Below are 24223 nucleotides of genomic sequence, written 5' to 3' on the forward strand. Positions count from 1 at the left end.
GGTTAGATCATAAACACGAAGATAACGGCAAGTGCAGAGACCAAGAAGGCCGTTGCGTAGCAAGCCACTTTGCCTGCTGTGCCAGTGTGGAATTTCAGGTCGTGCATACCGTGGTGTAGACGGTGCATCGCGTGCCACATTGGCAGAGCAAGTGTCGCGATGGTGAACAGCGCACCAATGATGCTGGTTACAAAGCCAGACACACGTTCGTAGCTCATCGCGTCGGCATCAAGCATGCCTAGCGGTACCATGATGCCCAGTACAAGAACGGTTACAGGGGTAAGCATTGCAAACCAAGTACCGCCTGCACCAAACAGACCCCACCATACTGGTTCGTCAGAACGTTTCGGGTTACGGTTAATCACAGTGCACTCCTTAAACTAGTACTAGTACGAACAGTGAGATAGCAGCAACAGCAGCCCACTGAGCAAGTACAATTACTTTCTTGTCCACAGCCTTGCCTTTCAGTTTGATCGGCATTACCTGTGGCATCATGCTGAAGAATGTCTGGGCGTGGAACAGGCTACCTGCCAGTGCCAGAATGTTCAGGATGATGACGACTGGGTTGGCCATGAAATCTAGCCAGCCCTGCCATGCTTCAGGACCTTTTACCAAGCTGCCAAGACCGAAAGTCAGACAGATGGTGAAGAAGATCAGTGGTAGTACAGTTGCTTCGCGCACCATGTAGAAGCGGTAGAAAGGATGATCCTTCCACCAGGTACGTGTCATTTCGCGAACGTAAGGTTTACGGTTGCTCATCCTTATGCCTCCTGAGGTTTCATCATGGCAATAACGAAATCTTTAGAAGATTCCACTTTGCCTTGGTTAACCGCTGCTGCTGGATCAACGCTCTTCGGACAAACTTCAGAACAGTAACCCACAAATGTACAGCCCCATGCACCGTTTTCGCCGTTGATCAGCTTCATACGCTCGGCAGAACCGTTGTCACGGCTGTCTAGGTTGTAACGGTGAGCCAGTGTCAGCGCAGCTGGACCGATGAACTCAGGGTTCAGGCCGAACTGAGGACAGGCCGCGTAGCACAGACCACAGTTGATACAGCCGGCAAACTGCTTGTATTTCGCCATTTGTGCAGGAGTCTGGTTGTTTGGACCGTCTTCCGGCGTGCGGTTGTTACCGATGATGTAAGGCTTGATAGCTTCAAGGCGCTCGATGAACGGCGTCATGTCAACAATCAGGTCTTTCTCGATGGCAAAGTTAGACAGCGCTTCGATCTTCAGGCCATTCGGGTAATCACGTAGGAAGGTCTTACAAGCCAGTTTTGGCACCTTGTTGACCATCATGCCGCAAGAACCACAGATCGCCATACGGCAAGACCAGCGGTATGCTAGATCTTTGTCTAGGTTGTCTTTGATGTAGCCCAGTGCATCAAGCACAGACATGGTTTCGTTAAACGGTACTTCGAACATTTCGAAGTACGGTTCTGCGTCCTTGGCCGGGTCATAACGCAGAATTTCTACTTTCTGGATGCGATTGTCTGACATTATGCCTGCTCCTCTTTCTTCTCAGCGGCTTCTTTTGCGGCGGCTTCTTCAGCGGCAGCACCGTATAGACGGGCTTTTGGCTGAGACTTGGTGATGGTCACGTCGCTGTATTCGATGCGAGGTGCTTCGTCACCGTTGTAGAACGCTAGCGTGTGCTTCAGGAAGTTCACGTCATCGCGCTCGGTGCAGCCTTCGTCTAGACGCTGGTGGGCACCACGTGATTCACGGCGCTGGATAGCGGAGTGAGCCATGGCTTCTGCCACTTCTAGGCCGTAGCCAACTTCGATAGCGTAAAGCAGGTCAGTGTTGAACACTTTGCCTTTGTCTTTGATGCTGATTTTCTTGTAGCGCTTGCGCAGCTCAGCCAGTTTCTCGATGGTTGCTTCCATCAGATCTTGCTGGCGGTAGATACCACAGCCGGCTTCCATGGAGTGACCCATTTCAGTACGGATATCAGCCCAGTTCTCGTCGCCTTCTTGTGCCAGTAGGGCATCAATGCGAGCCTGAACGTCGTTGATCTGAGCAGCAACGGCTTCGTCGTTCCAGCCCTTGAACTCTTCAGCGCGCTTGGCGGCACCTTCGCCCGCTAGGCGGCCGAATACCACAAGCTCTGCCAGAGAGTTAGAACCCAGACGGTTAGCGCCGTGCAGGCCAACAGACGAACATTCACCAACAGCGAACAGACCCTTGATACGGGTTTCGTTGTGGTTGTCTGTCTCGATACCACCCATGGTGTAGTGTACGGTTGGGCGAATTGGAATCGGCTCTTTGGCTGGATCTACGTTTACGTAGGCTTTTGCCAGTTCACAGATGAACGGTAGGCGCTCGTGCAGGTACTCTTCGCCCAAGTGGCGAAGGTCTAGGTGCACCACGTCACCCAGTGGGTGCTTGATAGTGTTGCCTTTTTGCAGCTCGTGCCAGAATGCCTGGGAAACTTTGTCGCGAGGACCCAGTTCCATGTATTTGTTCTTTGGCTGGCCAACAGGTGTTTCTGGGCCCATGCCGTAGTCTTGCAGGTAACGGTAGCCGTTCTTGTTGACGATGATACCGCCTTCACCACGACAGCCTTCGGTCATCAGGATACCTGTGCCAGGTAGGCCTGTTGGGTGGTACTGAACGAATTCCATGTCACGTAGAGGTACGCCGTGGCGGAAGGCCATAGCCATGCCGTCGCCGGTCACGATACCGCCGTTGGTGTTACAGTTGTAAACGCGGCCTGCACCGCCTGTCGCTAGAACCACTGACTTGGCTTTGATGCAAACAAGCTCGCCTTCAGACATGTGGATAGCAATCAGACCTTGTACTTCGCCTTCGTTAACGATTAGGTCAACCACGAAGTATTCGTCAAAACGGTTGATTTGCTCGTATTTGATCGAAGTCTGGAACAGGGTGTGTAGCATGTGGAAGCCGGTTTTGTCCGCGGCAAACCAAGTACGCTCAACTTTCATACCGCCGAAACGACGTACGTTCACTTCACCGTTTTCCTTACGGCTCCATGGACAGCCCCACTGTTCTAGTTGGGTCATTTCGCGGGTAGCGTTTTCTACAAAGTACTCAACAACGTCCTGTTCACATAGCCAGTCACCACCGCCAACAGTATCGTTGAAGTGGTTATCCAAGCTATCTTCATCCTTGATGACAGCGGCGGAGCCACCCTCTGCTGCTACTGTGTGAGAGCGCATTGGGTAAACCTTAGAAATCAGTGCAATTTCCAATTCTGGGTTTGCTTCTGCCGCAGCAATGGCAGCGCGTAGGCCTGCACCACCTGCGCCGACAACAGCGATATCTGTGGTAATAGTCTTCACAGCTATCCTCCGAAGATAAGACGATAAAATTTAAAAAGTACGCCGTAGCGTACTTAACCTTGAAATCCTGACGACATTCTATGAAACAACATCGGGAGAAAATTTGATTTAGACGCAGCTTTTTAAACGAAATAGCCCAAAAGTATAAGGTGATTACAAAAAATGTGAGAGTTGTCACAAGTTGTAATGTTTTTTGATTGTTAATTGAGCGAAATGAAATGTAATTTTTGTTTCTGGCTCATTAAATATGTGTTTCGCAATTTCTCGTTAAGTCACTAATAAAAAAGCCAATATTTGCATATTGGATATGTTGGCCGTTTTTTTATGTTGTTTCTTTGCTTTTGATGTGACCGTGGTGTTGCGTATAGGTTGGTTTTGCGTGGTGATGGATGAGGCAGGGTGTGTACTATCTGATCATAAAATTTTCACACTCTTTCATATTTGTCTCGAAAAGGAAACCGCCGGTGGCGGTGGGTGAGAACGGGGAGTTTTGATACACTGCGGCCACTCTATTGCCACAAGATGAAGACAGGTTATGACAGTGCATTGGCAACCAACGGCAGACCTTGCCCAGCTTCAACAACGTGCCGCGTTATTGGCGGCGATCCGGGGATTTTTTGCCCAGCAAGGAGTGCTGGAAGTGGATACACCCGCGATGAGTCAGGCAACGGTAACAGATATTCATCTGCATACCTTTCAGACTCAGTTTGTCGGTCCGGGTTATGCTGATGGTCAGACGCTATATTTGATGACCAGCCCGGAATTTCATATGAAGCGTTTGCTGGCTGCGGGAAGCGGTCCGATCTATCAGATTTGCAAATCGTTCCGTAATGAGGAGTCAGGGCGATACCATAACCCTGAATTCACGATGCTGGAGTGGTACCGCCCGGGGTTCGATCACCATGCTCTTATGGATGAAATGGAAGCATTGCTGCGCCTGATCTTGAAGTGCGGTCCGGCCGAGCGCATGACTTACCAGCAGGCGTTTCTTCGCGTGCTAGGCGTCTGTCCGTTGGAAGGCAGCATGGATGAATTGAAAGTGGCTGCAGGCAAGCTAGGATTGTCTGACATTGCAGATCCCGAGCAGGATCGTGACACCTTGCTGCAATTGCTGTTCAGCATAGGGATTGAGCCAGAAATCGGCCAGCAAACACCGGTTTTTGTTTATGATTTTCCTGCCTCTCAGGCCGCTTTGGCCCAGATCAATCCGCAGGATCCGAGGGTTGCTGAACGGTTTGAGGTCTATTTCAAGGGTATTGAGTTGGCCAATGGTTTCCATGAGCTGTCTGATGGCGATGAGCAGTTAGCCCGTTTCGAGGAGGATAACCGTAAACGCCTTGAGATGGGGCTGACACCTCAGCCGATTGACATGCATCTGGTCGAGGCATTGCGTGCCGGGTTCCCTGATTGTGCGGGGGTCGCTCTGGGTATTGATCGTTTGATCATGCTGGCACTTGGTTTGGATCATATTGATCAAGTTACCGCATTTCCGATCGGTGTAGCTTGATTGTTGAGCGGATAGGATCCGTTGGCAGGTATAACCCAATGAACCGCGCGGCCTTTACGGCCGCGCTTTGCTATTCACTGTATGGTCACAGGGATAAGCGGGTTCATACTGCAGGTGCGCTCTGCAAAGAGCTGCGGGCGGCCATGGTTCTGGGGGAACAGCCAGATATATCCATTATTGACGCTAAGAGGCAGGGTAGGATTCCAAGGCTTCTTATCGCAATGCACGAATCATAACCAGTTAATCGTCCAAATGCAAATGATTATCACTTGCTTTTGTTGCCGTGATAGAGCGCTGCTGTATTACTCGAGGATTACCCGGGCATTGATCGGTTGGACGGGACGGGCGTTTTCTCCCATCGTGCGGCTCAGTGCGGATTCTTGAGCACTGCCTGCGGCAACGGGCTCTTTTAGAACGAACCAGCGAACCCCTTCGCTGCATGGCGGGGTGGTTAGCGAGCCGTTGAAACGGTAGTAGTCTCGTTCACGTGGCAGAAGATCGGCCGGGCTCAGATCGGAACTGAGCGTAATACTCTCACCAGAGGCTGGTAGTGATGCCGTAAGAGCGGAGAGTGTTTCATTGCCCCGGGTACCGGTATTAAACATCACGGCGACCACCGCGAGCTGGCCGGCTTCATTGGCATGGACGAAGTGCACCTCAATCGGGAATTGCTTGTTGTTGATGGTGTTTTCTGACGGGGTATGAAAATGAAATTGTTTCAGCGTGAAAGTTTGTCCATCAATAAGTAGCTCGTTTTTTCCGCTAATGTTTGCCTGAACCGTATGGCCATTGTTGGTGATACTGGTGATCTTACCTTGATAGTCAAGATGTAGCGGGGCCAGCTCGGCTTCAATGGTATTCGCGATATTAATCGGGGTCTGGTTGAGCCCCTCACCACAGGTAGCAAAGTGCTCTCCCCAGTGTTCGACACCATTTTCCCCTTGGTAGCTCCACTCCGCGGCCTGTGCGCTGGTGGTAGCAAGGGCGCACAATATGGCCCCGATCAGTTGCTTCTTCATTTCTCATCCTCTTCGTTTTTATTGTTTCCTGCCTAGATGGCGTTTTGATTCTTTGTATCAGAGTGGCGTAAATCTGGGTGCCCGCCTAGATCTAGTGTAAGAGCCGCGGTGAAAAATGCGTGCTGGGGAAATTACAATTGCTATCTACATCAGGATCTTGGGAGAAATATAGCCGTGATGTGCAAACTAAGTTTGAGCTGATGTGGGGTGAATGGCTGTCCCAGCGGCGGAAAGGCCGCTGGGAGAAGGGAGGAGAGTAATAAGGACGGGGTTAAACCTTGAAGCGTGAGACCTCGGTGTTCATAGAGGTCGCCGCACGACGCATAGCCAGCGCGCTTTGGGTGACTTCGCCTGTCTGGAGAGCGAGGTGGTCAGAGACATCCTTGATGGCTTGGGTATTGCGGCTGATATCTTCGCTGACAGCACGTTGCTCTTCTGCGGCACTGGCAATCTGAACTGCCATATCCGAAATTTCAGTAATCGCCTGAGTGATTTGGTTGAGGCTGGTGCTGGCATCCTCGGCATAACCGACGCTTTGCCCGGCGAGATCGGTACTGGCCTGCATGCTGTCGACGGCCTGGCGGGTATTTTGCTGCAGGGTTTCGATCATGGTTCGGATCTCTTCGGTGGAGTCATGGGTACGTTTGCTAAGAACGCGTACCTCATCGGCCACCACGGCAAACCCCCGTCCCTGCTCACCGGCTCGCGCTGCCTCGATGGCGGCGTTGAGTGCCAGCAAGTTAGTTTGTTCGGCAATGCCTTGAATCGTAGAAAGGATCTGGTTGATGTCCTGCGCATTGCTCTCCAGTTTGTGGATCACATTGGCGGCATCCTGGACTTGGTTGGCAAGCTGAGTGATGGCCTCTCGGTTCTGGCCGATCACTTGCTGGCCTTCTTCGCATGAGGAGGTTGATGCCTGCGCCGCTGATGCGGTCATTTCCGCATGGCTGGCAACCTCGCTTGAGGTGGCTGACATTTCGTGGATCGCGGTCGCGATCTGATTGATGTCATTTTGCTGGTCGGCAACCTTTTGGCTTGCTTGCTCGGTGTGAATGGCGGATTGTTCGGCCTGAACGCCGAGCTCGGTCGATTGGCTGACGATTCCCTGGATCATGCTCTGGAGCTGGCCGAGGAAGCGGTTCATGTGATCGGCCAGTTCGCCGATTTCGTCCATTCGCTCGATGTCGATACGGCGGGTGAGATCGCCGCTGCCTTGGGCCAACTGCTCGACAGACTGGCTAAGGTTGCTGAGTGGGCGCAGCAGGCTGTTGATGATCATCGCGGCAATGGCGGCAATGATGACGTATAGACCGATCGATGCCAGTAAGATGAAAGTGATTTGCTCGCTGATAGATGAAAATGCCATGGTCTCATCTTCTACGACAGCAAGCGTCCAATCGGTCCCCGAAACCGGCGTGGCAAACACCAACTTATCGCGCTGTTCGCTATCCCAATGGATTGTGCTGATTGTTTTCTGTTCGGCGAGTTGCTGGAGCAAGGCAGGGGTGAGATCTTGGTCAAGCTCTGTGAGGTTTTTCTGGCTTAGTGATTCGTCTTTGTAAGCAACAATTTTGTTGTTGCCGTCGATCAGCAAGGCAAACCCGTCATTGTCGAGCTTTGTATTTAGTACTTGGTTGATAATGGCATTGATGGTGAGATCGGCAGCCAAGACGCCTTGGTTCTGGCCCTGAAAAGATTTGGCAAAGCTGACGACCATGCTGCCGTCGAAATCGAGGTAGGGCTCGGTGAGTACTAGCGAACCATCGCGCATGGCGTTTTGGTACCACAGTCGCGAGCGAGGATCGTAATCGGCCGGCCAGCTTTCGTTTTTGTCGCCGTAGGCAATGCTGCCATCGCTGAAGCCTGCATATACCGATAGGAAATTACCAGCGCGTTTGGTGAGTAGCAGTTCGCGATCAATGTTGCGGTTGTTCGCGATGAGGCTTTCGTTTGCCAGCATCATCTCGCTACGCAATGATAGCCAGTCGCTGATTGATTTGCTGGTGGCATGCCCCACATTTTGCATCTGGCTGCTAACTGCTTTGGTGGTTTCTTGGTTTAGCTGTTTTATGGATATCCATGCCTGGACGGAACTGACCGTGGCAATGATGACTCCGATGGCAATCTGTATCTTTAGTTTGATCGTTAATTTCATAAGGACTCTCTGAAATGCCGTAATGTAATAATGTATTGTTGGAGGCATGGCTGCGGATATCTGAATGGATAGGACAGCATTGCCGGCATCTATAGATTTATATCGGCCAGCCAGTAATATTCATGAGGCTTCATAAGTGGGGAAAATGTGATCCCTGTGGCAAAAAATATGCCCTGTAGTCATGACTCTTGATGACGGGAAAGCCGCTAAGCGGCCTTCCCGTGTAGGTACTTAGGTGAATAGAGATACTTAGGTGAAGAGCATTGCGCCGAGGTAGACCATCCCAAGGCCGACAATACCGACGATAAGCCCGGTTTTGGCCATGTCCTTGCTTTCGATCAGGCCTGTTGAATAGGCCAGCGAATTGGGTGGTGTGGAGACTGGCAGTATCATGCCGAGTGATGCTGAGAAGGCGACAACAACAAGCACCCCTTGCAGTCCGCCCATAGAGGCCAGGCTCTCCATCGAGGCGGCGACCGCTGCGGCGATGGGCATCAGCAGGTTGGCCGTGGCGGTGTTTGACATGAAGTTGGCCATTAGCCAGCAAATCAGCGACAGGGTTAGTACGACGGCAACCGGGGACAAGCTATCGTAATCCACGGCATGAGCCAGAGCTTCAGCAAGTCCGGTTTTATCTAGCCCCAAGCCGATGGCAATACCGCCTGCAACCAGCCATAGTACGTCCCAATTAATCAGCTTGAGTTCTTCTTTACCCATGATTCCGGTCAAGGTGAAAACGGCCAATGGGATGATGGAGACGACGTAGCTGTTCATACCGTGGATGGAGGTGGTCATCCAGAGCAGGATCGTTAATCCGAAGGTGATGTAGACCACGATGGCTTGCCAACTGGTTTGGAATTGACCATTGAGCTTGAGCGCCATGTGGCTGTGGGAAGAGGGGAAGAGCTTTTGTAGTAGCCACCAGGCAAAAGCGAGCTGGATGATGACAAAAGGTAGGCCGATGGCCATCCAGCCAAGAAAGCTAATGGCGTTGTCGCCGGTCAGGTACTGCAAGGCAATGGCATTGGGCGGGGTACCGATTGGTGTGGCAATCCCGCCGGTATTGGCCGCGATAGGAATACACAACACCAACGCCTTGATGCCGATGTCCCCTTTGGGAACAGAGGCCACGATAGGGGCGAGTAGGGCCAGCATCATGACGGTGGTTGCGGTGTTTGACATGAACATTGAGAAGACGGCGGTGATTAGCATCAGGCCGAGCATGATGTATTTGGGCTGGGTGCCAAAAGGCTTGAGTAACACGCGAGCAAGGTTGTTGTCGAGTTCATATTTTGATGCAGCGATAGCCAGGGCAAAGCCCCCCATGAACAGAATAATGATGGGGGATGAGAAGGCACTGAATATATCGGTATAACTCAGTACAACCCCCATATCATGCCCTGGTGGCGCTTCTCTGAATAAATGGAGCCCTTTATCGGAGATCATGATCAGTTCAAGGGCGATAATCAGGATAGATGTTGCAAAGACGGGTACAGGCTCTAGCACCCAGAGCAGGGCGGCGAGGGCAAAGATGGCAAGTAGTCGGTGTTGAGTCAGGGTCAGATCGTCAATGGGTATGGCATCAATTGGCAGCATCAGGATTCCGAGGGGGACCCCGAATGCTACCCCAATTTTAAGTAGCTGGGATAAATGGTTTTTTTTCATAGTATGTTGGTTTGCTTTAATTATTGGACTGGTCCCAGCATACTATTGGGGTGGCTAAAATTTCCTCGATATGGTCAATTTTTTATATAAAAAAAGGCCCAATAAAGGACCCTTTTATTCAAAAATGTTAACTGGTTATCCTTCCTGAACGGTACCAGTTAGACACTGGGCGTAGGCACTGCCCATTCGGGTTGGAACGCCAGTTGCCAGTTCCTCGGCAAATTCAATTGCACCTTGTGGGAACAGGTTGATCACGGTGGAACCCAGTTTGAAGCGACCCATTTCCTCGCCTTTTTTCAGGGTGACGGCCTGTTCGCCGTCTGCTGGATAGTTCCAGACGTGAAGGCGTGGGCTGCGTGGCGGGGTAATTGTACCTGCCCAGACGGTTTCGATACTACCGACGATAGTTGCGCCTACCAGAACCTGTGCCATCGGGCCAAATGAGGTGTCGAAAATACAGACTAGGCGCTCGTTACGGGCAAATAGGTTAGGTACGTTTTCTGCTGTCATCGGGTTTACTGAGAACAGTTCGCCCGGCACGTAAATCATCTGACGAAGGGTGCCGTCACATGGCATGTGGACGCGGTGGTAGTCTTTTGGTGACAGGTACAAGGTGGCAAAGTGGCCATCTTTGAACTGCTCTGCTAGCTCATTGTCTCCGCCTAGCAATGCTTGCGCATCGTATGTGTGACCTTTAGCTTGGATCAGTTGACCATCATTGATAGGGCCTAGTTGGCTGACACATGCGTCGGCTGGGTGGCAAAGCATATCAGGCTGGGTATCAATCGGGCGTGCACCCTCTTTGAGTTCCCGGACAAAGAAATCGTTGAAGGTGGCGTAAGCCGCTGGATCAGGGTTACGTGCTTCGGTCATGTCAATGCCGTACTGGCGGATAAACCAGCGGATCACTGCCGTCGTCAGTTTGCCTGCCTTGAGTGAGGCCAGTTTGCCGGCAAGCTGGGTCAGAGTTTGTTTTGGCGCGCAGTACTGCAGGCCGATTTTGAAATTATCGTGCACGGGATCTTCCAGAAACAGTCAGTCTTTCAACAAGATAGTTACTTAAATGTAACGTTAACCTATTATAATACCTAACTTGCAGATGAAAGTCAGTTACTTGCTGCAGCTCTCCCCTGTGAGGGGGAGAGCTGGTGGATCAATCGGGTTTGTTTCGTGAGAACTGGCGGTTGGCAATATTTTCCGACATGCTTTCAATGATGCGATGGTAGCTGTCAAAGCGTTCCTTGCTGATTTTGCCTTCTTCAACGGCTTCGCGGATCAGGCAGCCTGGATCGTCACCATGTTTGCAGTCTCGGAACTTGCAGCCACCGAGGAAATCGCGGAATTCAACGAATGCCTTGGTGACCTGCTCGGCATCAAGGTGCCATAGACCGAATTCTCGTACCCCTGGCGAGTCAATCAGATCGCCACCCTCAGGGAAGTGGTAGAGGCGTGCCGCCGTCGTGGTGTGCTGGCCCAAGCCGGAGGTTTCAGATACATCGCCGATTTCAGCTTCGACTTCTGGCATCAGAGCATTCACCAGACTGGATTTGCCTACGCCCGATTGGCCAGCAAAGATACTGATGCGATCTTTTAGATCTTCCTTGAGTTGATCCAAGCCTTCACCGGTCTCTCGGCTTACCATACGAACCTGATAACCGATTGAGCGATAGAGTTCCAGCGTGCCATCGATCAATGCTCGGTTTTCTTGATCGAGAAGATCGACTTTGTTGAGGACGATCAATGGTTCGATCCCGACGGTTTCCGCTGCGACTAGATAACGGTCAATAATATTCAGCGACAGTTCCGGCAAAATCGCAGAAACAATGATGATCTGGTTGACGTTGGCTGCGACGGCTTTGACACCATCGTAGTAGTCCGGTCTGGTCAGCATGGATTCACGCTCGTGCACGGCTTCAACGACACCTGCAATTCCTTGAAGGGTTTCAACCCCAGGACGCCAGACGACACGGTCGCCGGAGACAAGGCTTTTGATACTGCGGCGCAGGTTGCAGCGGTGAATGATCCCCGTTTCAGGATCTTCGACGTCGGCGTGTTGGCCGAATCGGGTGATCACCAAGCCCTCGCGAGCAGATTCGAGTAGAGACTCATCCCATTGGATTTCATCTTTTTCGCGTGTTAAGCGCTTGTTTTGGTTTGAGCGCACTCGGCGGCTCTGACCTTTAGTTAGCTTTTTCTTTTTTGCCACAAGAATTTCGTTCAGTTAAGTTGGCTGTCGGTACAATACCTGGAGTCCCCTCGCCGAACGACAGCGGAACTGTCTCGGCAATGGCGCGAATGGTATTATCATACATGGTTTACTCATAGAATAGGCAATATCCGATGATGATCAGCGATCAGAACCTGATTTGGATCGACTTAGAAATGACCGGTCTGGATCCTGAAACCCATAAAATCATTGAAATAGCGACGATAGTGACAGATCCGCAGCTTAATATTTTGGCTGAAGGGCCGGTTCTTGCAATCCATCAGCCGGATGAAGAGCTGGCAAAGATGGATGAGTGGTGTACGACAACGCATACAGGTAGTGGCTTAGTTGCGCGAGTGAAGGCAAGCGAGATCGACGAAGCCGAGGCTGTTCGTCAGACGATTGCGTTTTTGGAACAGTGGGTACCTAAAGGAGCCTCGCCGATTTGTGGTAATAGTATTGGACAGGATCGTCGTTTTCTTTATAAGCACATGCCGGATCTTGAACAATATTTTCATTACCGATATCTTGATGTCAGCACATTAAAAGAACTGACCCGACGTTGGCAGCCTGAAGTATTGGACGGGTTTAAGAAAACAGGAAGCCACCTGGCATTGGATGATATTCGCGAATCGATTGCCGAACTGCGGTTCTATCGTGAGCAAATTTTCAATATTTGACGGCTAATTAGGCATTCGATCGGGAAAGATCAAATTTTTCCCAAGATCTATTGCATCCATCTAATTTCCTCGTATAATGCGCAGCCTCGAAAGGCAATTCTTAATTGTTTATTTGCCTTTCACTTATGGACGCGGGGTGGAGCAGCTTGGTAGCTCGTCGGGCTCATAACCCGAAGGTCGTTGGTTCAAATCCGGCCCCCGCAACCAATGCGACACTAGCTCAGTTGGTAGAGCGCAACCTTGCCAAGGTTGAGGTCACGAGTTCGAACCTCGTGTGTCGCTCCAAATTCTTATTTGTTGCTTCGGCGGCAGGTAAAATAGCTCTCACGGTGCTTTAACGGTGACACAATACGGACGCGGGGTGGAGCAGCTTGGTAGCTCGTCGGGCTCATAACCCGAAGGTCGTTGGTTCAAATCCGGCCCCCGCAACCAATGCGACACTAGCTCAGTTGGTAGAGCGCAACCTTGCCAAGGTTGAGGTCACGAGTTCGAACCTCGTGTGTCGCTCCAAATTCTTATTTGTTGCTTCGGCGGCAGGTAAAATAGCTCTCACGGTGCTTTAACGGTGACACAATACGGACGCGGGGTGGAGCAGCTTGGTAGCTCGTCGGGCTCATAACCCGAAGGTCGTTGGTTCAAATCCGGCCCCCGCAACCAATGCGACACTAGCTCAGTTGGTAGAGCGCAACCTTGCCAAGGTTGAGGTCACGAGTTCGAACCTCGTGTGTCGCTCCAAATTCTTATTTGTTGCTTCGGCGACAGGTAAAATAGCTCTCACGGTGCTTTAACGGTGACACAATACGGACGCGGGGTGGAGCAGCTTGGTAGCTCGTCGGGCTCATAACCCGAAGGTCGTTGGTTCAAATCCGGCCCCCGCAACCAATGCGACACTAGCTCAGTTGGTAGAGCGCAACCTTGCCAAGGTTGAGGTCACGAGTTCGAACCTCGTGTGTCGCTCCAGATTCTTATTTGTTGCTTCGGCGGCAGGTAAAATAGCTCTCACGGTGCTTTAACGGTGACACAATACGGACGCGGGGTGGAGCAGCTTGGTAGCTCGTCGGGCTCATAACCCGAAGGTCGTTGGTTCAAATCCGGCCCCCGCAACCAATGCGACACTAGCTCAGTTGGTAGAGCGCAACCTTGCCAAGGTTGAGGTCACGAGTTCGAACCTCGTGTGTCGCTCCAAATTCTTATTTGTTGCTTCGGCGACAGGTAAAATAGCTCTCACGGTGCTTTAACGGTGACACAATACGGACGCGGGGTGGAGCAGCTTGGTAGCTCGTCGGGCTCATAACCCGAAGGTCGTTGGTTCAAATCCGGCCCCCGCAACCAATGCGACACTAGCTCAGTTGGTAGAGCGCAACCTTGCCAAGGTTGAGGTCACGAGTTCGAACCTCGTGTGTCGCTCCAAATTGAAGGTTCTCATTGTACCTAACAGTGAAAATGCGACACTAGCTCAGTTGGTAGAGCGCAACCTTGCCAAGGTTGAGGTCACGAGTTCGAACCTCGTGTGTCGCTCCAAATTGAAGGTTCTCATTGTACCTAACAGTGAAAATGCGACACTAGCTCAGTTGGTAGAGCGCAACCTTGCCAAGGTTGAGGTCACGAGTTCGAACCTCGTGTGTCGCTCCAAATTGAAGGTTCTCATTGTACCTAACAGTGAAAATGCGACACTAGCTCAGTTGGTAGAGCGCAACCTTGCCAAGGTTGAGGTCACGAGTTCGAACCTCGTGTGTCGCTCCAAATTGAAGGTTCTCATTGTACCTAACAGTGAAAATGCGACACTAGCTCAGTTGGTAGAGCGCAACCTTGCCAAGGTTGAGGTCACGAGTTCGAACCTCGTGTGTCGCTCCAAATTGAAGGTTCTCATTGTACCTAACAATGAAAATGCGACACTAGCTCAGTTGGTAGAGCGCAACTTGCCAAGGTTGAGGTCACGAGTTCGAACCTCGTGTGTCGCTCCAAATTGAAGGTTCTCATTGTACCTAACAGTGAAAATGCGACACTAGCTCAGTTGGTAGAGCGCAACCTTGCCAAGGTTGAGGTCACGAGTTCGAACCTCGTGTGTCGCTCCAAATTGAAGGTTCTCATTGTACCTAACAATGAAAATGCGACACTAGCTCAGTTGGTAGAGCGCAACCTTGCCAAGGTTGAGGTCACGAGTTCGAACCTCGTGTGTCGCTCCAAATTGAAGGTTCTCATTGTACCTAACAATGAAAATGCGACACTAGCTCAGTTGGTAGAGCGCAACCTTGCCAAGGTTGAGGTCACGAGTTCGAACCTCGTGTGTCGCTCCAAATTGAAGGTTCTCATTGTACCTAACAATGAAAATGCGACACTAGCTCAGTTGGTAGAGCGCAACCTTGCCAAGGTTGAGGTCACGCCTAGTTCCTCGAAGATCGGGAACCTAGTGTGTCGCTCCACTTCATTTTGAAGTGATTTAGAAGTTGTCATCGAACTCATCGATGAAATGCGATGTTTGTTCGCTGGCATAGCGCCGCCTAGCATAGGTTGAGCGCTATTCTTGTTCCTTGAAATTAAGGTCGAACGGGTGTTGCTCCATGTTTGCTGCTGCAACAAGAATGTGCAGGCCGGCAAAGCTACTACTGTGAAGTATTAGTTCAAAATCAGTATTCCTGGCAGATACGAGTCTCGGTTTCCCAGTGTGCTGTATCAATGTTCCGTAACAGGAGTTACAGGGAACCTTAAACCATCATTTCCAACGTAATGAGTGACTTCCATACCGATATCGGTAGGATTATTGACCCATATAAGGTCAAATATGTTGGGTTTGGCGGTCTTAGTGGCGTATGCTCTTTGTGCTTTGGTCCTATTTTCTAAAGCCAGCAGAAGTATACTCAGCGATATTCGTTCTTTTCTTTAAAATCGGATTCAGGCCTTATCTGGCTTGGGTTTGCTCTCCCCTGTTGGAAAACTATAACAGGTTAGTGCACAGAGTTATCCACAATCTTAACTTGTGGGTAAGTCGGTTAATTACGTGTGCCGATACCGTGTGAACAACTCTGTACTTATCTTTTTTTTTAAGCTGATATTGAAAACTGTTGATAAAATATCAACAGTTTAAGTCTATGTTTTTGATAGCCTAATAAGGCTTTTTCCAAAATTTATATACAACCTGATCCACTATGTGGATGAGTGAATAACTTTTTTCAAGTCCTTAATCTTAAGCTGTGTTTAATATTTTCATCTGGGTATAAAACTTGAGATGTGAAAATGTTTTCCACATTATGCCCAATCTGATATCGCTCTCATTCTGTGCAATGAGGGTTGCCGGACGGAATTCTGTTATTAGTTAGGCATCCCGAGGTAGTCCTTTTTCTATAATGCGAATAAGGCGCTGAGTTTTGGTCGGCAAGGCCTCGGTGACAAGGTTTTGTCGTTGTCTATGCTGTTTGTCTAGTGCCCATTCAATATGAATATCGAGCAAAGATGAATCGCCTTGGCGGGCATTGAGCGCATTGACGATATCGCTACTGTAAGGCGCATTGCCCATGGCAATGGTTAAATTACGTAGCCACTGTTGGTGCCCAATACGTCGGATTGCTGAGCCTTCTGTATGCTTGAGAAAAGTGTCTTCGTCCCACTGGTATAACGTGGCGAGAGGTTGCTGGTACAGGCTGTCTCGGCAGTGGTAATCAGGCTCATCAGTAACAGCGGCAAAGCGATTGAAGGGGCATACGAGCTGGCAGTCATCACAGCCATAAATACGGTTGCCAATAGCCTCCCTGAACTCTTCAGGAATAACCCCATCAAATTCAATGGTGAGGTACGAGATGCAGCGGCGTGCATCGATGACACCATCTTCAATAATGGCTCCTGTAGGGCAACTTGTTATACAGGCTACACATTTTCCGCATTGTTTCTCAACAGGCCGATCGACAGGCAGCGGAAGATCGACGAGCAGTTCACCTAAAAAAAACCACGAGCCTGCATCTTGATTGATAATCAGAGAATGCTTTCCTGTCCAGCCAAGACCTGCCTTCTCAGCCAGCGGGCGCTCGAGAATCGGCGCCGAATCAACAAAAGGCCGGTAGCCAAAAGAGCCGACTGCCTGTTCAATACGCTGACCCAGTTGCTTTAGTCGATTACGCACTAGTTTGTGGTAGTCTCTGCCAAGAGAGTAGCGGCTGATATAGGCGCTGTTTGGCTGGCTGAGGCTTTGGGCAAAGCCTGCTTCAGGTGGCAGGTAGTTCATTCTGACGCTGATTACCCTGATTGTTCCGGGCACAAGTTCGTCTGGGCGCGCTCGCATCATGCCGTGGCGTGCCATCCAGTCCATCTGTCCGTGGTAACCGGCATTTAGCCAGCGTTGTAACTCTTCTTCATGTTCACGCAAATCAACATCACAGATCCCGACTTGCTGGAAGCCGAGCTCTTTGCCCCATTGTTTGATGTTGTCAGACAGTGCGTGGTAGTCGATGGTCATGTTATGTGGGTACCTGGATCCAATGGGGGCGGAAGTGTACCACAATCATAGATAATGTTGAGGGACTTTGATCAGTTCGATCTTGCGGCAGGGTGTATGATCATTGTCTCTCGTCGGGCTTTTGGGCACTATCAAAGAGAGCGTGTGGATAAGGACAATCAAATGCACAAACATCACTTGCCGGAACTCTTATACCGTAGTGAGCAGGTTCGTCATGGCGAACGGTTGGCGGCCAAGGCCGGCCGGTTATCGATGTATCAATTGATGGAGAGGGCCGGCGCGGCCGCTTATGAGAATTTAGAGCAGCTGTGTCCCCCTTCTGGTCATGTACTGGTTTGTTGCGGTGGTGGCAATAATGGAGGGGATGGCTATGTTGTCGCGCGACTCGCCCGCTTGGCTGGCTATCAGGTGACGTTATGGCAAGCTGCCGCTGCCGAAACATTACCCCCGGATGCCCGCCGAGCTTATGAATCCTGGTTGGCTGTTGGCGGTACGTGCAGTGCCCCCCAATTGCATGTACCCGAAGGGATTGATGTCATTGTTGATGCCTTGTTGGGAACCGGGCTATCAGGGACGGTTCGTTCTGATATGGCCACGGTGATCCAAACGATCAACGTGGCGGAGCTCCCCGTATTGGCGATCGATGTGCCTTCAGGTTTGTGTGCTGATCGCGGGGTGGTGCTTGGTGATGCGGTGGTGGCTGATATTACGGTGACGTTTATTGGTTGTAAGCAAGGCTTAGTAACAGGGCATGCGGCCGATTATGTTGGTCAACTGGTATTTGCTGGACTGGGTATTGCCGATGAATTTGAATCTATTCAGCCAGCCTCATCGATTAGGATCAATAAGGCGATGGTCGTGCAAGCATTGCCTGCGCGACGGCGTTGTGCACACAAAGGTGATCATGGTCGGATCCTCTGTGCCGGCGGTGATCTCGGTATGGGTGGGGCGATCCGTCTGGCCGCAGAGGCAGCACTCCGCAGCGGTGCCGGTTTGACCGCCGTGCTGACGCAACCTGACAATGTGTTGGCAATTAATGCCGCCGTCCCTGAAATAATGGCCAGAGGTTGGCAGGATAAGAGCGCAGAGTCCCATGAAAAGATACAATGGGCGGATGTGATTGTCCTTGGCCCGGGCTTAGGGCAATCACACTGGGGTCGGACGCTGTATGATCAATGTTCTGGTTGTGATAAGCCGATGGTGCTCGATGCCGATGGATTGAACTTATTAGCGCTTTCACCAGACTATAAAAATAATCGTATAATTACGCCCCATCCCGGAGAGGCGGCTCGCTTGCTGGATTGTTCGGTGGCTGATATCGAGCATGATCGCTTTGCTGCGGCCAAGGCACTTCAATTGAAGTATGGCGGGGTTGTGTTGCTAAAAGGCGCTGGCACTATTGTGTATGACGGTACGTCGGCGTTTTCGGTGTGCGTGGCAGGCAACCCCGGTATGGCCACTGGAGGCATGGGCGATGTGTTGTCCGGTGTGATTGGTGCATTGTTGGGGCAGGGGCTTTCTCTGTTGCAGGCCGCCCAAGTCGGGAGCTGGATCCATGCTACTGCCGCAGATTGTTGTGCGCAGGCCGGCGAACGCGGCATGGTTGCTAGTGATTTATTCCCTTTTATTAGAAAGTTAGTAAATTCAAGATAAAGAGATAATGACTATTTTTGAAACTCTGCTTGCCGATGAGCAGGCGACGGTAGCGCTTGGTACTTCGTTGGCGCATGCATGCCAGCAACAAACGACAATTTATCTGCACGGCGATCTGGGGGCTGGTAAAACAACCTTTAGTCGTGGTTTTATCCGAGCGTTGGGACACACTGGTAATGTGAAGAGCCCTACCTATACGCTGGTTGAGCCTTATGAACTGCCGCCTTGGCATGTCTATCATTTTGATTTGTACCGTTTGGCTGATCCTGAAGAGCTAGAATTTATGGGGATCCGTGATTACTTTTCAAATGATGCGATTTGTCTTGTGGAATGGCCAGAGAAAGGGGCGGGGTTATTGCCGCAACCGGATCTTGAGCTTGAGATGCGTTACGAAGGGGAGCAGCGCAAGGCGACCCTTACCGCAAATAATGACTATGGTCGCGAATTGATTAAACGCTTGGAGTTGTGTTGATAGGATGTCGTTGAGGGCTTTTTTTCATGCAGTGATAGTTGGGGCTAGCTTGCTTAGCTCCCTGGCAATGGCGAATGAGTTAAAGGGGATTCGAGTCTGGCCGGCACCGGATGAAACCCGGGTTGTGCTGGATATGCAAGATGAAGCGACATATAGCTACTTCACCTTGAGCAAACCAGATCGCCTAGTGGTTGATATCAAACAGACGTCGTTGAAAACGTCGCTGCCGGTTGTGGTCAAGGACAGCGATATTCTGACTAAGATCCGCAATAGCGGGGCGCCTGAAAAAGGGACGTACCGCTTGGTGTTTGAAATTAAGGCGGGCACAACGCCGAATTTATTCAAGCTGGCTCCTACCCCAGATGGTCACTATGGACACCGCTTGGTGTTGGATTTACCACATCAGAAGAAAAAGCCCAAGACGATTGTCGCCGCCACGTCAAAGTCTCCGGTTGCCAATAAGCAGGCAACCTTGCCTTACGGCACGGATGATATCATTGTTGCCATTGACCCAGGTCATGGTGGCGAGGATCCCGGTTCGATCGGGCCAAGCAGACGCTACGAGAAAAATGTCACCTTGGCCATTTCGCGCAAGGTCGTTGATCGGATCAACGCAACGCCGGGCATGCGTGCGGTACTGACCCGCCGTGGTGACTATTTTGTCAATTTGAATAAGCGCTCTGAGATCGCCCGTAAGTACAAGGCGCATTTGTTGGTGTCTATTCATGCTGACGGCTTCCATCAGCCTCAGCCTCGTGGTGCATCGGTGTGGGTGCTCAATACTCGCCGGGCCAATAGTGAAATTGGTCGCTGGTTGGAACAACACGAGAAGCAATCAGAACTGCTCGGTGGTGGTGACGTGCTTTCTGGTAGTACGGACGATCAGTATCTCAGTATGGCGGTACTTGACCTGCAGTTTAGCCACTCGCAAAAAGAGGGCTATGACGTAGCAAGCCGAGTGCTACGGGAGCTGAAGAAAGTGACCCGATTGCACAAGACCAAGCCTGAGCATGCCAGCCTGGCCGTGTTGAAGTCCCCGGATATCCCATCGTTGCTGGTTGAGACAGGATTTATTACCAACCCGACCGAAGAGCGGTTGTTGAACAATACTTCGCATCAGAACAAACTGGCTGATGCGGTCTACCGCGGGGTGCTGTCTTACTTCAATGAGAAGCCACCGGAAGGAACCTTATTTGCCTCGCGCAAGGAAGGGCTAAAGCATAAAGTTACCCGAGGCCAGTCACTCAGTATTATTGCCAGTAAATACGGTGTCTCTGTTGCCGCAGTGAAGACTGCCAATAGCTTGAAATCTAATACATTGAAAGTTGGTCAGGTTTTAGTTATTCCGGGTAAGGTCTCCACGACACCGGCTCGGCTACCTGCCGCGGCGAAACCGTCTTCGGCTAAGATGATCACCAAGGTGATCACTCATACGGTGAGGCGAGGGGAGTTCCTAGGCAAGATTGCAAGTCAGCATGGCGTGACAGTTGCGAGTATTCGTAGCCTGAATAAGCTGCGCTCTGATGAGTTGGCCGTCGGCCAGAAATTGAAAATAGCGGTGAAGAAGCCTGCCCCGGTGGTACATGTTGTGAAGCGGGGTGAGTTCCTCGGCAAGATTGCTGCCCGATATGGCATCAGTATCAGCCGATTGCGAGAGGCCAACAAGCTTCGCTCCGATGAGTTGGCTGTTGGCCAGAAACTTACCATACCGAGCAGTTGATTATGCCTATTCAGATCTTGCCAGCACGGCTGGCAAACCAAATAGCGGCGGGCGAAGTCGTCGAACGGCCGGCTTCGGTGGTCAAAGAGCTGGTTGAAAATAGCCTTGATGCCGGCGCTACCCGTATTGATATTGATATCGACAAGGGGGGCAGCCGGACGATTCGGATCCGGGATAACGGCAAAGGGATCCCTAAAGATGAACTTGAGCTGGCTCTGAGCCGTCATGCGACATCGAAAATCGCGAGTTTGGATGATCTGGAAGCGATAGTGAGTCTGGGCTTTCGCGGTGAGGCACTGGCCAGTATTAGTTCTGTCTCCCGATTGACGCTAACCTCACGTACTGAGGAGCAGGAAGAGGCATGGAGCGCCTATGCCGAAGGTCGTGATATGGAAGTCCAGCTCAAGCCCGCGGCTCATCCGGTCGGCACGACACTTGAGGTGCTTGATCTTTTTTTCAACACCCCTGCTCGGCGCAAGTTTCTACGCACCGAAAAAACCGAATTTGGCCATATCGATGAATTGCTCAAGCGTATTGCGTTGAGCCGAATGGATGTGAGTATTAACTTACGTCATAACGGTAAGTTGATCCGGCAATACCGATCGGCCTCAACCCAGATTCAGAAAGAACGCCGGCTGGCAGCCGTGTGCGGTAGTGGTTTCCTTAATCATGCACTGGCTGTTGAACTGGCTCATGGAGATTTGCGTCTATCCGGTTGGATTTGCAGTCCACAAGGCGCAAGGGCTCAAAACGATATTCAATACTGCTACGTGAATGGCCGGATGATGAAGGATAAACTCATCAATCACGCTATTCGCCAGGCTTATGAGACCAGTCTGACTTCTGATCAGTATGCAGCCTATGTGCTATTTATTGAGGTGGATCCGCACCATGTTGATGTCAATGTTCATCCAGCTAAGCATGAAGTGCGTTTCCATCAGGCACGTTTGGTTCACGATTTTATTTGTCAGGGGCTGCAAAGTGCACTGATTGAAGGGGCCGAGAATGAGTCACAGGCCCCAACAGCGCCGCAACCACGAGCTAGCGCCCAGGCATCAGGCTACGCGGCCGAGGCTACATCTCCTCAGACACTGTCCGAACCTGCGCCAGTTGCAAATCCAGCTCTAGCGGCAATCGCCCGTACGCCGGATTACCCCAATAAAGCCCCTGCCAGAGATTGGCTGTCATCGTCCGATCAGGGTGGAGGTCGCAGCACTCAAGGGGAGTCTCGATACCGTTCGTCTTCCGATGATAGAGATAGCCGTACTTCAGGTTCTCGTCGCGAGCACTACGCTGATGGCGGGGCTGCAAATATCGGTGGACGCTCACGCTATAATGAAGATGGGCCATCTCCAGACGAAGTGAGGGCTTACCAGCAGTTGATGCAGACAGCCGAGCCATCGCATGCTGTGCCAACGCCAACGCCAACGCCAACGCCAACGCCAACGCCAACGCCAACGCCAACGCCAACGCCAACGCCAACGCCAATTCGCCAAGGTGCGATCGACGGGGCCAGCGGTTGTGGGCTGGGCAAGGCCTTGAGCTTGGTGGAGCAGCGTTATTTGCTGCTAGGACGAGATGACGGCCTGAGCCTGTTGGCATTGCTGCCTGCCCAGCGTCTGCGAGCCAAAGGGCAGCTAAGGCTAGCCAAGAGCGAAGGGCTGAAACCTCAGCCATTGCTGATTCCGCATTCCATTCCTGTTGAAGCAAGTATGATAGACTGTGCCGAACAGCATGCATTGTTGTTGAAGCAGCTAGGCATACAGCTTAAAGCGAAAGGGCGTAGCCATTTGGTGATCCTCTCTGTATGTATGCCATTGCGTCAGCAAAACTTGCAGCAGTTGATCCCGGCCTTGCTGGAATACTTGGCGAGTGTTGCCGAGGATGCCGAGGCGCAGGGATGGGATCGTTTGCTAGAGTGGCTTGCCGGCCAAATTACGGTTGAGCTTCCCGCTTACAGCCTTTCCCAAGCGATCCAGTTGGTGACAGAACTGGAGCAGCTATGGGGCCATGAACTTGAACATTACAATACACAACTGCTGCGCCCAGTCGATGTGCGTGCGGCAATAGAAGCATTTGACTATGACTAAGCCTTTACCGACGGCCATTTTTCTTATGGGCCCGACAGCCTCGGGCAAAACCGATTTGGCAATCCGCTTGCGCCAACAATTGCCTGTGGAGTTGATAAGTGTCGATTCCGCCCTTATCTACAAAGGTATGGACATTGGAACGGCAAAGCCAGACGCCGACGAACTGGCTCAGGCTCCCCATCGTCTTATCGATATTCGTGATCCAGCGCAAAGTTATTCAGCTGCGGACTTTCGTGCTGATGCACTGAAAGAAATGGCTGATATAGTGGCAGCAGGGCGTATTCCTTTGCTAGTCGGTGGTACGATGTTGTACTACAAGGCATTGTTGGAAGGTTTGTCGCCATTGCCTCCGGCGGATCCGGCGATCCGCGCCCAGATAGAGCAAGAGGCTGCGGAGAAGGGCTGGCAGGTGCTGCATGAGGAATTGGTAAGGGTTGACCCGGTTTCCGGGGCTCGAATCCATCCTAATGACCCTCAGCGATTGTCACGGGCATTGGAAGTTTTTCGTATTTCGGGTAAAACTTTAACTGAGCTTACGAAAACTCAGGGTGAATCGTTGCCTTATAAGGTTCATCAGTTTGCAATAACTCCCAAGGATAGGGCTGTCTTGCATCAGCGGATCGAGCAGCGTTTTGACAAGATGATCAAAGCTGGTTTTGAACAGGAAGTTCGCGCTTTGTATGAACGAGGGGATCTGTACCCAGATTTACCGTCAATACGTTGTGTAGGGTACCGCCAGATGTGGGAATATTTGGACGGGCAGTGTAGCTTGGATGATGCGGTTTTCCGTGGTATCTGTGCCACCCGTCAATTGGCTAAGCGTCAGATCACATGGCTCAGAAGCTGGAAGGATCTGACGTGGTTAGACAGTAGTGATGTCGATGCATCGTTACAAACCATCACAAACTCAGTTAGATGTGATATTTGATTAGCGTGTATACTCACTACTGTTTTGCGTATTTAATTTTGATTCGTTGCTAACTACAACTACAAACAAATAAGGAAAAGAAAAAATGGCTAAGGGGCAATCTCTGCAAGACCCGTTTTTGAACGCTTTGCGTCGCGAAAGAATCCCTGTTTCAATCTACCTTGTTAACGGTATCAAGCTGCAAGGCCAGATTGAATCTTTTGATCAGTTTGTGATCCTGCTGAAAAATACTGTAAACCAAATGGTTTATAAGCACGCGATTTCTACCGTAGTACCCGCGCGTCCTGTAAATCACCACCATGCCGGTGATCGCCCAGCCTCTGCTGATCGTTCTCAGGAAAAAACCGAAGAATAATATTCTTCGTTAAGGAGTT

At 51.1% G+C, this 24223-nt stretch carries 19 protein-coding genes and 21 tRNA genes; 29 read left to right on the forward strand and 11 right to left on the reverse strand.

The annotated features are described in order from the left end of the window. Positions 1-2: 2 nt before the first annotated feature. From frdD to frdA, 4 genes are read right to left on the reverse strand one after another with little or no spacing between them, the layout of a single operon-like run. A complete protein-coding gene (gene frdD, locus ACSF8X_RS03465) occupies positions 3-365 on the reverse strand; it encodes a fumarate reductase subunit FrdD (RefSeq protein WP_047878368.1) in 363 nt (120 codons plus the stop codon). A 10-nt stretch (positions 366-375) separates the two neighbouring features. Then, positions 376-759: a fumarate reductase subunit FrdC gene (gene frdC, locus ACSF8X_RS03470; protein WP_047878367.1), complete on the reverse strand. Its 384-nt coding sequence runs from the start codon at positions 757-759 to the stop codon at positions 376-378. Positions 760-761: 2 nt separating this feature from the next. After that, complete coding sequence (locus tag ACSF8X_RS03475) at positions 762-1502, reverse strand: succinate dehydrogenase/fumarate reductase iron-sulfur subunit (RefSeq protein ID WP_047878366.1); 741 nt, start codon at positions 1500-1502, stop codon at positions 762-764. Continuing rightward, on the reverse strand, positions 1502-3307 hold the full coding sequence (frdA, locus tag ACSF8X_RS03480) for a fumarate reductase (quinol) flavoprotein subunit (protein WP_047878365.1): 1806 nt from the start codon (positions 3305-3307) through the stop codon (positions 1502-1504). Before frdA ends, ACSF8X_RS03475 begins: the two co-directional genes overlap by 1 nt. A 535-nt stretch (positions 3308-3842) precedes the next feature. Between frdA and epmA the strand changes: the two genes are divergently transcribed. After that, positions 3843-4814: an elongation factor P--(R)-beta-lysine ligase gene (gene epmA / locus ACSF8X_RS03485; RefSeq protein ID WP_500850714.1), complete on the forward strand. Its 972-nt coding sequence runs from the start codon at positions 3843-3845 to the stop codon at positions 4812-4814. 302 nt (positions 4815-5116) lie between these two features. Here epmA and ACSF8X_RS03490 read toward each other — a convergent pair whose 3' ends face one another. From ACSF8X_RS03490 to ACSF8X_RS03515, 6 genes are all read right to left on the reverse strand, one after another. After that, the gene (locus ACSF8X_RS03490; RefSeq protein WP_500850715.1) at positions 5117-5833 is read right to left on the reverse strand and encodes a carbonic anhydrase; all 717 of its coding nucleotides are present in this window, start codon (positions 5831-5833) and stop codon (positions 5117-5119) included. Between the two features lie 271 nt (positions 5834-6104). Further along, positions 6105-7988, reverse strand: a complete 1884-nt coding sequence (locus ACSF8X_RS03495) for a methyl-accepting chemotaxis protein (protein WP_500850716.1) — start codon at positions 7986-7988, stop codon at positions 6105-6107. Positions 7989-8237: 249 nt separating this feature from the next. After that, positions 8238-9653: an SLC13 family permease gene (locus ACSF8X_RS03500; RefSeq protein WP_047878360.1), complete on the reverse strand. Its 1416-nt coding sequence runs from the start codon at positions 9651-9653 to the stop codon at positions 8238-8240. 135 nt (positions 9654-9788) lie between these two features. Then, on the reverse strand, positions 9789-10670 hold the full coding sequence (gene asd, locus ACSF8X_RS03505) for an archaetidylserine decarboxylase (RefSeq protein ID WP_500850717.1): 882 nt from the start codon (positions 10668-10670) through the stop codon (positions 9789-9791). 136 nt (positions 10671-10806) lie between these two features. After that, the gene (gene rsgA, locus ACSF8X_RS03510) at positions 10807-11859 is read right to left on the reverse strand and encodes a small ribosomal subunit biogenesis GTPase RsgA (protein ID WP_500850718.1); all 1053 of its coding nucleotides are present in this window, start codon (positions 11857-11859) and stop codon (positions 10807-10809) included. Further along, positions 11834-11965 (reverse strand): hypothetical protein, encoded by a 132-nt coding sequence (locus ACSF8X_RS03515; protein WP_276203178.1) that lies wholly within the window; start codon positions 11963-11965, stop codon positions 11834-11836. The genes rsgA and ACSF8X_RS03515 overlap by 26 nt, the downstream gene beginning before the upstream one ends. Positions 11966-11993: 28 nt before the next feature. Between ACSF8X_RS03515 and orn the strand changes: the two genes are divergently transcribed. The 22 genes from orn (at position 11994) to ACSF8X_RS03625 (ending at position 14962) form a co-directional block, all read left to right on the forward strand. After that, positions 11994-12539 (forward strand): oligoribonuclease, encoded by a 546-nt coding sequence (gene orn / locus ACSF8X_RS03520; RefSeq protein WP_500850719.1) that lies wholly within the window; start codon positions 11994-11996, stop codon positions 12537-12539. 130 nt (positions 12540-12669) lie between these two features. Continuing rightward, positions 12670-12746 (forward strand) — tRNA-Met (locus tag ACSF8X_RS03525). Between the two features lie 2 nt (positions 12747-12748). Continuing rightward, positions 12749-12824: transfer RNA gene (locus tag ACSF8X_RS03530), tRNA-Gly, on the forward strand. Between the two features lie 70 nt (positions 12825-12894). Further along, positions 12895-12971 (forward strand) — tRNA-Met (locus ACSF8X_RS03535). 2 nt (positions 12972-12973) lie between these two features. Next, positions 12974-13049, forward strand: a tRNA-Gly gene (locus ACSF8X_RS03540). Between the two features lie 70 nt (positions 13050-13119). Next, positions 13120-13196: transfer RNA gene (locus ACSF8X_RS03545), tRNA-Met, on the forward strand. Positions 13197-13198: 2 nt separating this feature from the next. Beyond that, positions 13199-13274: transfer RNA gene (locus tag ACSF8X_RS03550), tRNA-Gly, on the forward strand. Positions 13275-13344: 70 nt separating this feature from the next. Beyond that, positions 13345-13421, forward strand: a tRNA-Met gene (locus ACSF8X_RS03555). A gap of 2 nt (positions 13422-13423) precedes the next feature. After that, a tRNA-Gly gene (locus ACSF8X_RS03560) sits at positions 13424-13499 on the forward strand. A gap of 70 nt (positions 13500-13569) precedes the next feature. After that, positions 13570-13646 (forward strand) — tRNA-Met (locus ACSF8X_RS03565). A 2-nt stretch (positions 13647-13648) separates the two neighbouring features. After that, positions 13649-13724, forward strand: a tRNA-Gly gene (locus ACSF8X_RS03570). 70 nt (positions 13725-13794) lie between these two features. Next, a tRNA-Met gene (locus ACSF8X_RS03575) sits at positions 13795-13871 on the forward strand. 2 nt (positions 13872-13873) lie between these two features. Then, positions 13874-13949: transfer RNA gene (locus ACSF8X_RS03580), tRNA-Gly, on the forward strand. Between the two features lie 35 nt (positions 13950-13984). Next, positions 13985-14060, forward strand: a tRNA-Gly gene (locus ACSF8X_RS03585). A 35-nt stretch (positions 14061-14095) separates the two neighbouring features. Continuing rightward, positions 14096-14171: transfer RNA gene (locus ACSF8X_RS03590), tRNA-Gly, on the forward strand. Positions 14172-14206: 35 nt separating this feature from the next. After that, positions 14207-14282 (forward strand) — tRNA-Gly (locus ACSF8X_RS03595). A 35-nt stretch (positions 14283-14317) separates the two neighbouring features. Continuing rightward, a tRNA-Gly gene (locus tag ACSF8X_RS03600) sits at positions 14318-14393 on the forward strand. A 35-nt stretch (positions 14394-14428) separates the two neighbouring features. Next, positions 14429-14503: transfer RNA gene (locus ACSF8X_RS03605), tRNA-Gly, on the forward strand. 35 nt (positions 14504-14538) lie between these two features. Then, a tRNA-Gly gene (locus tag ACSF8X_RS03610) sits at positions 14539-14614 on the forward strand. 35 nt (positions 14615-14649) lie between these two features. Then, positions 14650-14725, forward strand: a tRNA-Gly gene (locus tag ACSF8X_RS03615). Between the two features lie 35 nt (positions 14726-14760). Next, positions 14761-14836, forward strand: a tRNA-Gly gene (locus tag ACSF8X_RS03620). Between the two features lie 35 nt (positions 14837-14871). Continuing rightward, positions 14872-14962 (forward strand) — tRNA-Gly (locus ACSF8X_RS03625). 890 nt (positions 14963-15852) lie between these two features. Here ACSF8X_RS03625 and queG read toward each other — a convergent pair. Further along, the gene (gene queG, locus ACSF8X_RS03630) at positions 15853-16986 is read right to left on the reverse strand and encodes a tRNA epoxyqueuosine(34) reductase QueG (protein ID WP_500850720.1); all 1134 of its coding nucleotides are present in this window, start codon (positions 16984-16986) and stop codon (positions 15853-15855) included. 162 nt (positions 16987-17148) lie between these two features. Between queG and ACSF8X_RS03635 the strand changes: the two genes are divergently transcribed. The 6 genes from ACSF8X_RS03635 (at position 17149) to hfq (ending at position 24204) form a co-directional block, all read left to right on the forward strand. Further along, the gene (locus ACSF8X_RS03635) at positions 17149-18639 is read left to right on the forward strand and encodes an NAD(P)H-hydrate dehydratase (protein ID WP_500850721.1); all 1491 of its coding nucleotides are present in this window, start codon (positions 17149-17151) and stop codon (positions 18637-18639) included. Positions 18640-18646: 7 nt separating this feature from the next. Then, positions 18647-19111: a tRNA (adenosine(37)-N6)-threonylcarbamoyltransferase complex ATPase subunit type 1 TsaE gene (tsaE, locus tag ACSF8X_RS03640; protein ID WP_047881225.1), complete on the forward strand. Its 465-nt coding sequence runs from the start codon at positions 18647-18649 to the stop codon at positions 19109-19111. Between the two features lie 4 nt (positions 19112-19115). Beyond that, a complete protein-coding gene (locus ACSF8X_RS03645; RefSeq protein ID WP_047881224.1) occupies positions 19116-20831 on the forward strand; it encodes an N-acetylmuramoyl-L-alanine amidase in 1716 nt (571 codons plus the stop codon). Positions 20832-20833: 2 nt separating this feature from the next. Next, entirely contained in the window at positions 20834-22921 is a 2088-nt protein-coding gene (gene mutL, locus ACSF8X_RS03650; RefSeq protein ID WP_500850722.1) for a DNA mismatch repair endonuclease MutL, read from the forward strand. Beyond that, positions 22914-23849: a tRNA (adenosine(37)-N6)-dimethylallyltransferase MiaA gene (miaA, locus tag ACSF8X_RS03655; RefSeq protein WP_047881186.1), complete on the forward strand. Its 936-nt coding sequence runs from the start codon at positions 22914-22916 to the stop codon at positions 23847-23849. The genes mutL and miaA overlap by 8 nt, the downstream gene beginning before the upstream one ends. Before the next feature lie 85 nt (positions 23850-23934). After that, the gene (gene hfq / locus ACSF8X_RS03660; protein WP_047881185.1) at positions 23935-24204 is read left to right on the forward strand and encodes an RNA chaperone Hfq; all 270 of its coding nucleotides are present in this window, start codon (positions 23935-23937) and stop codon (positions 24202-24204) included. Positions 24205-24223 lie beyond the last annotated feature (19 nt).

Source organism: Photobacterium panuliri, from assembly GCF_059920555.1.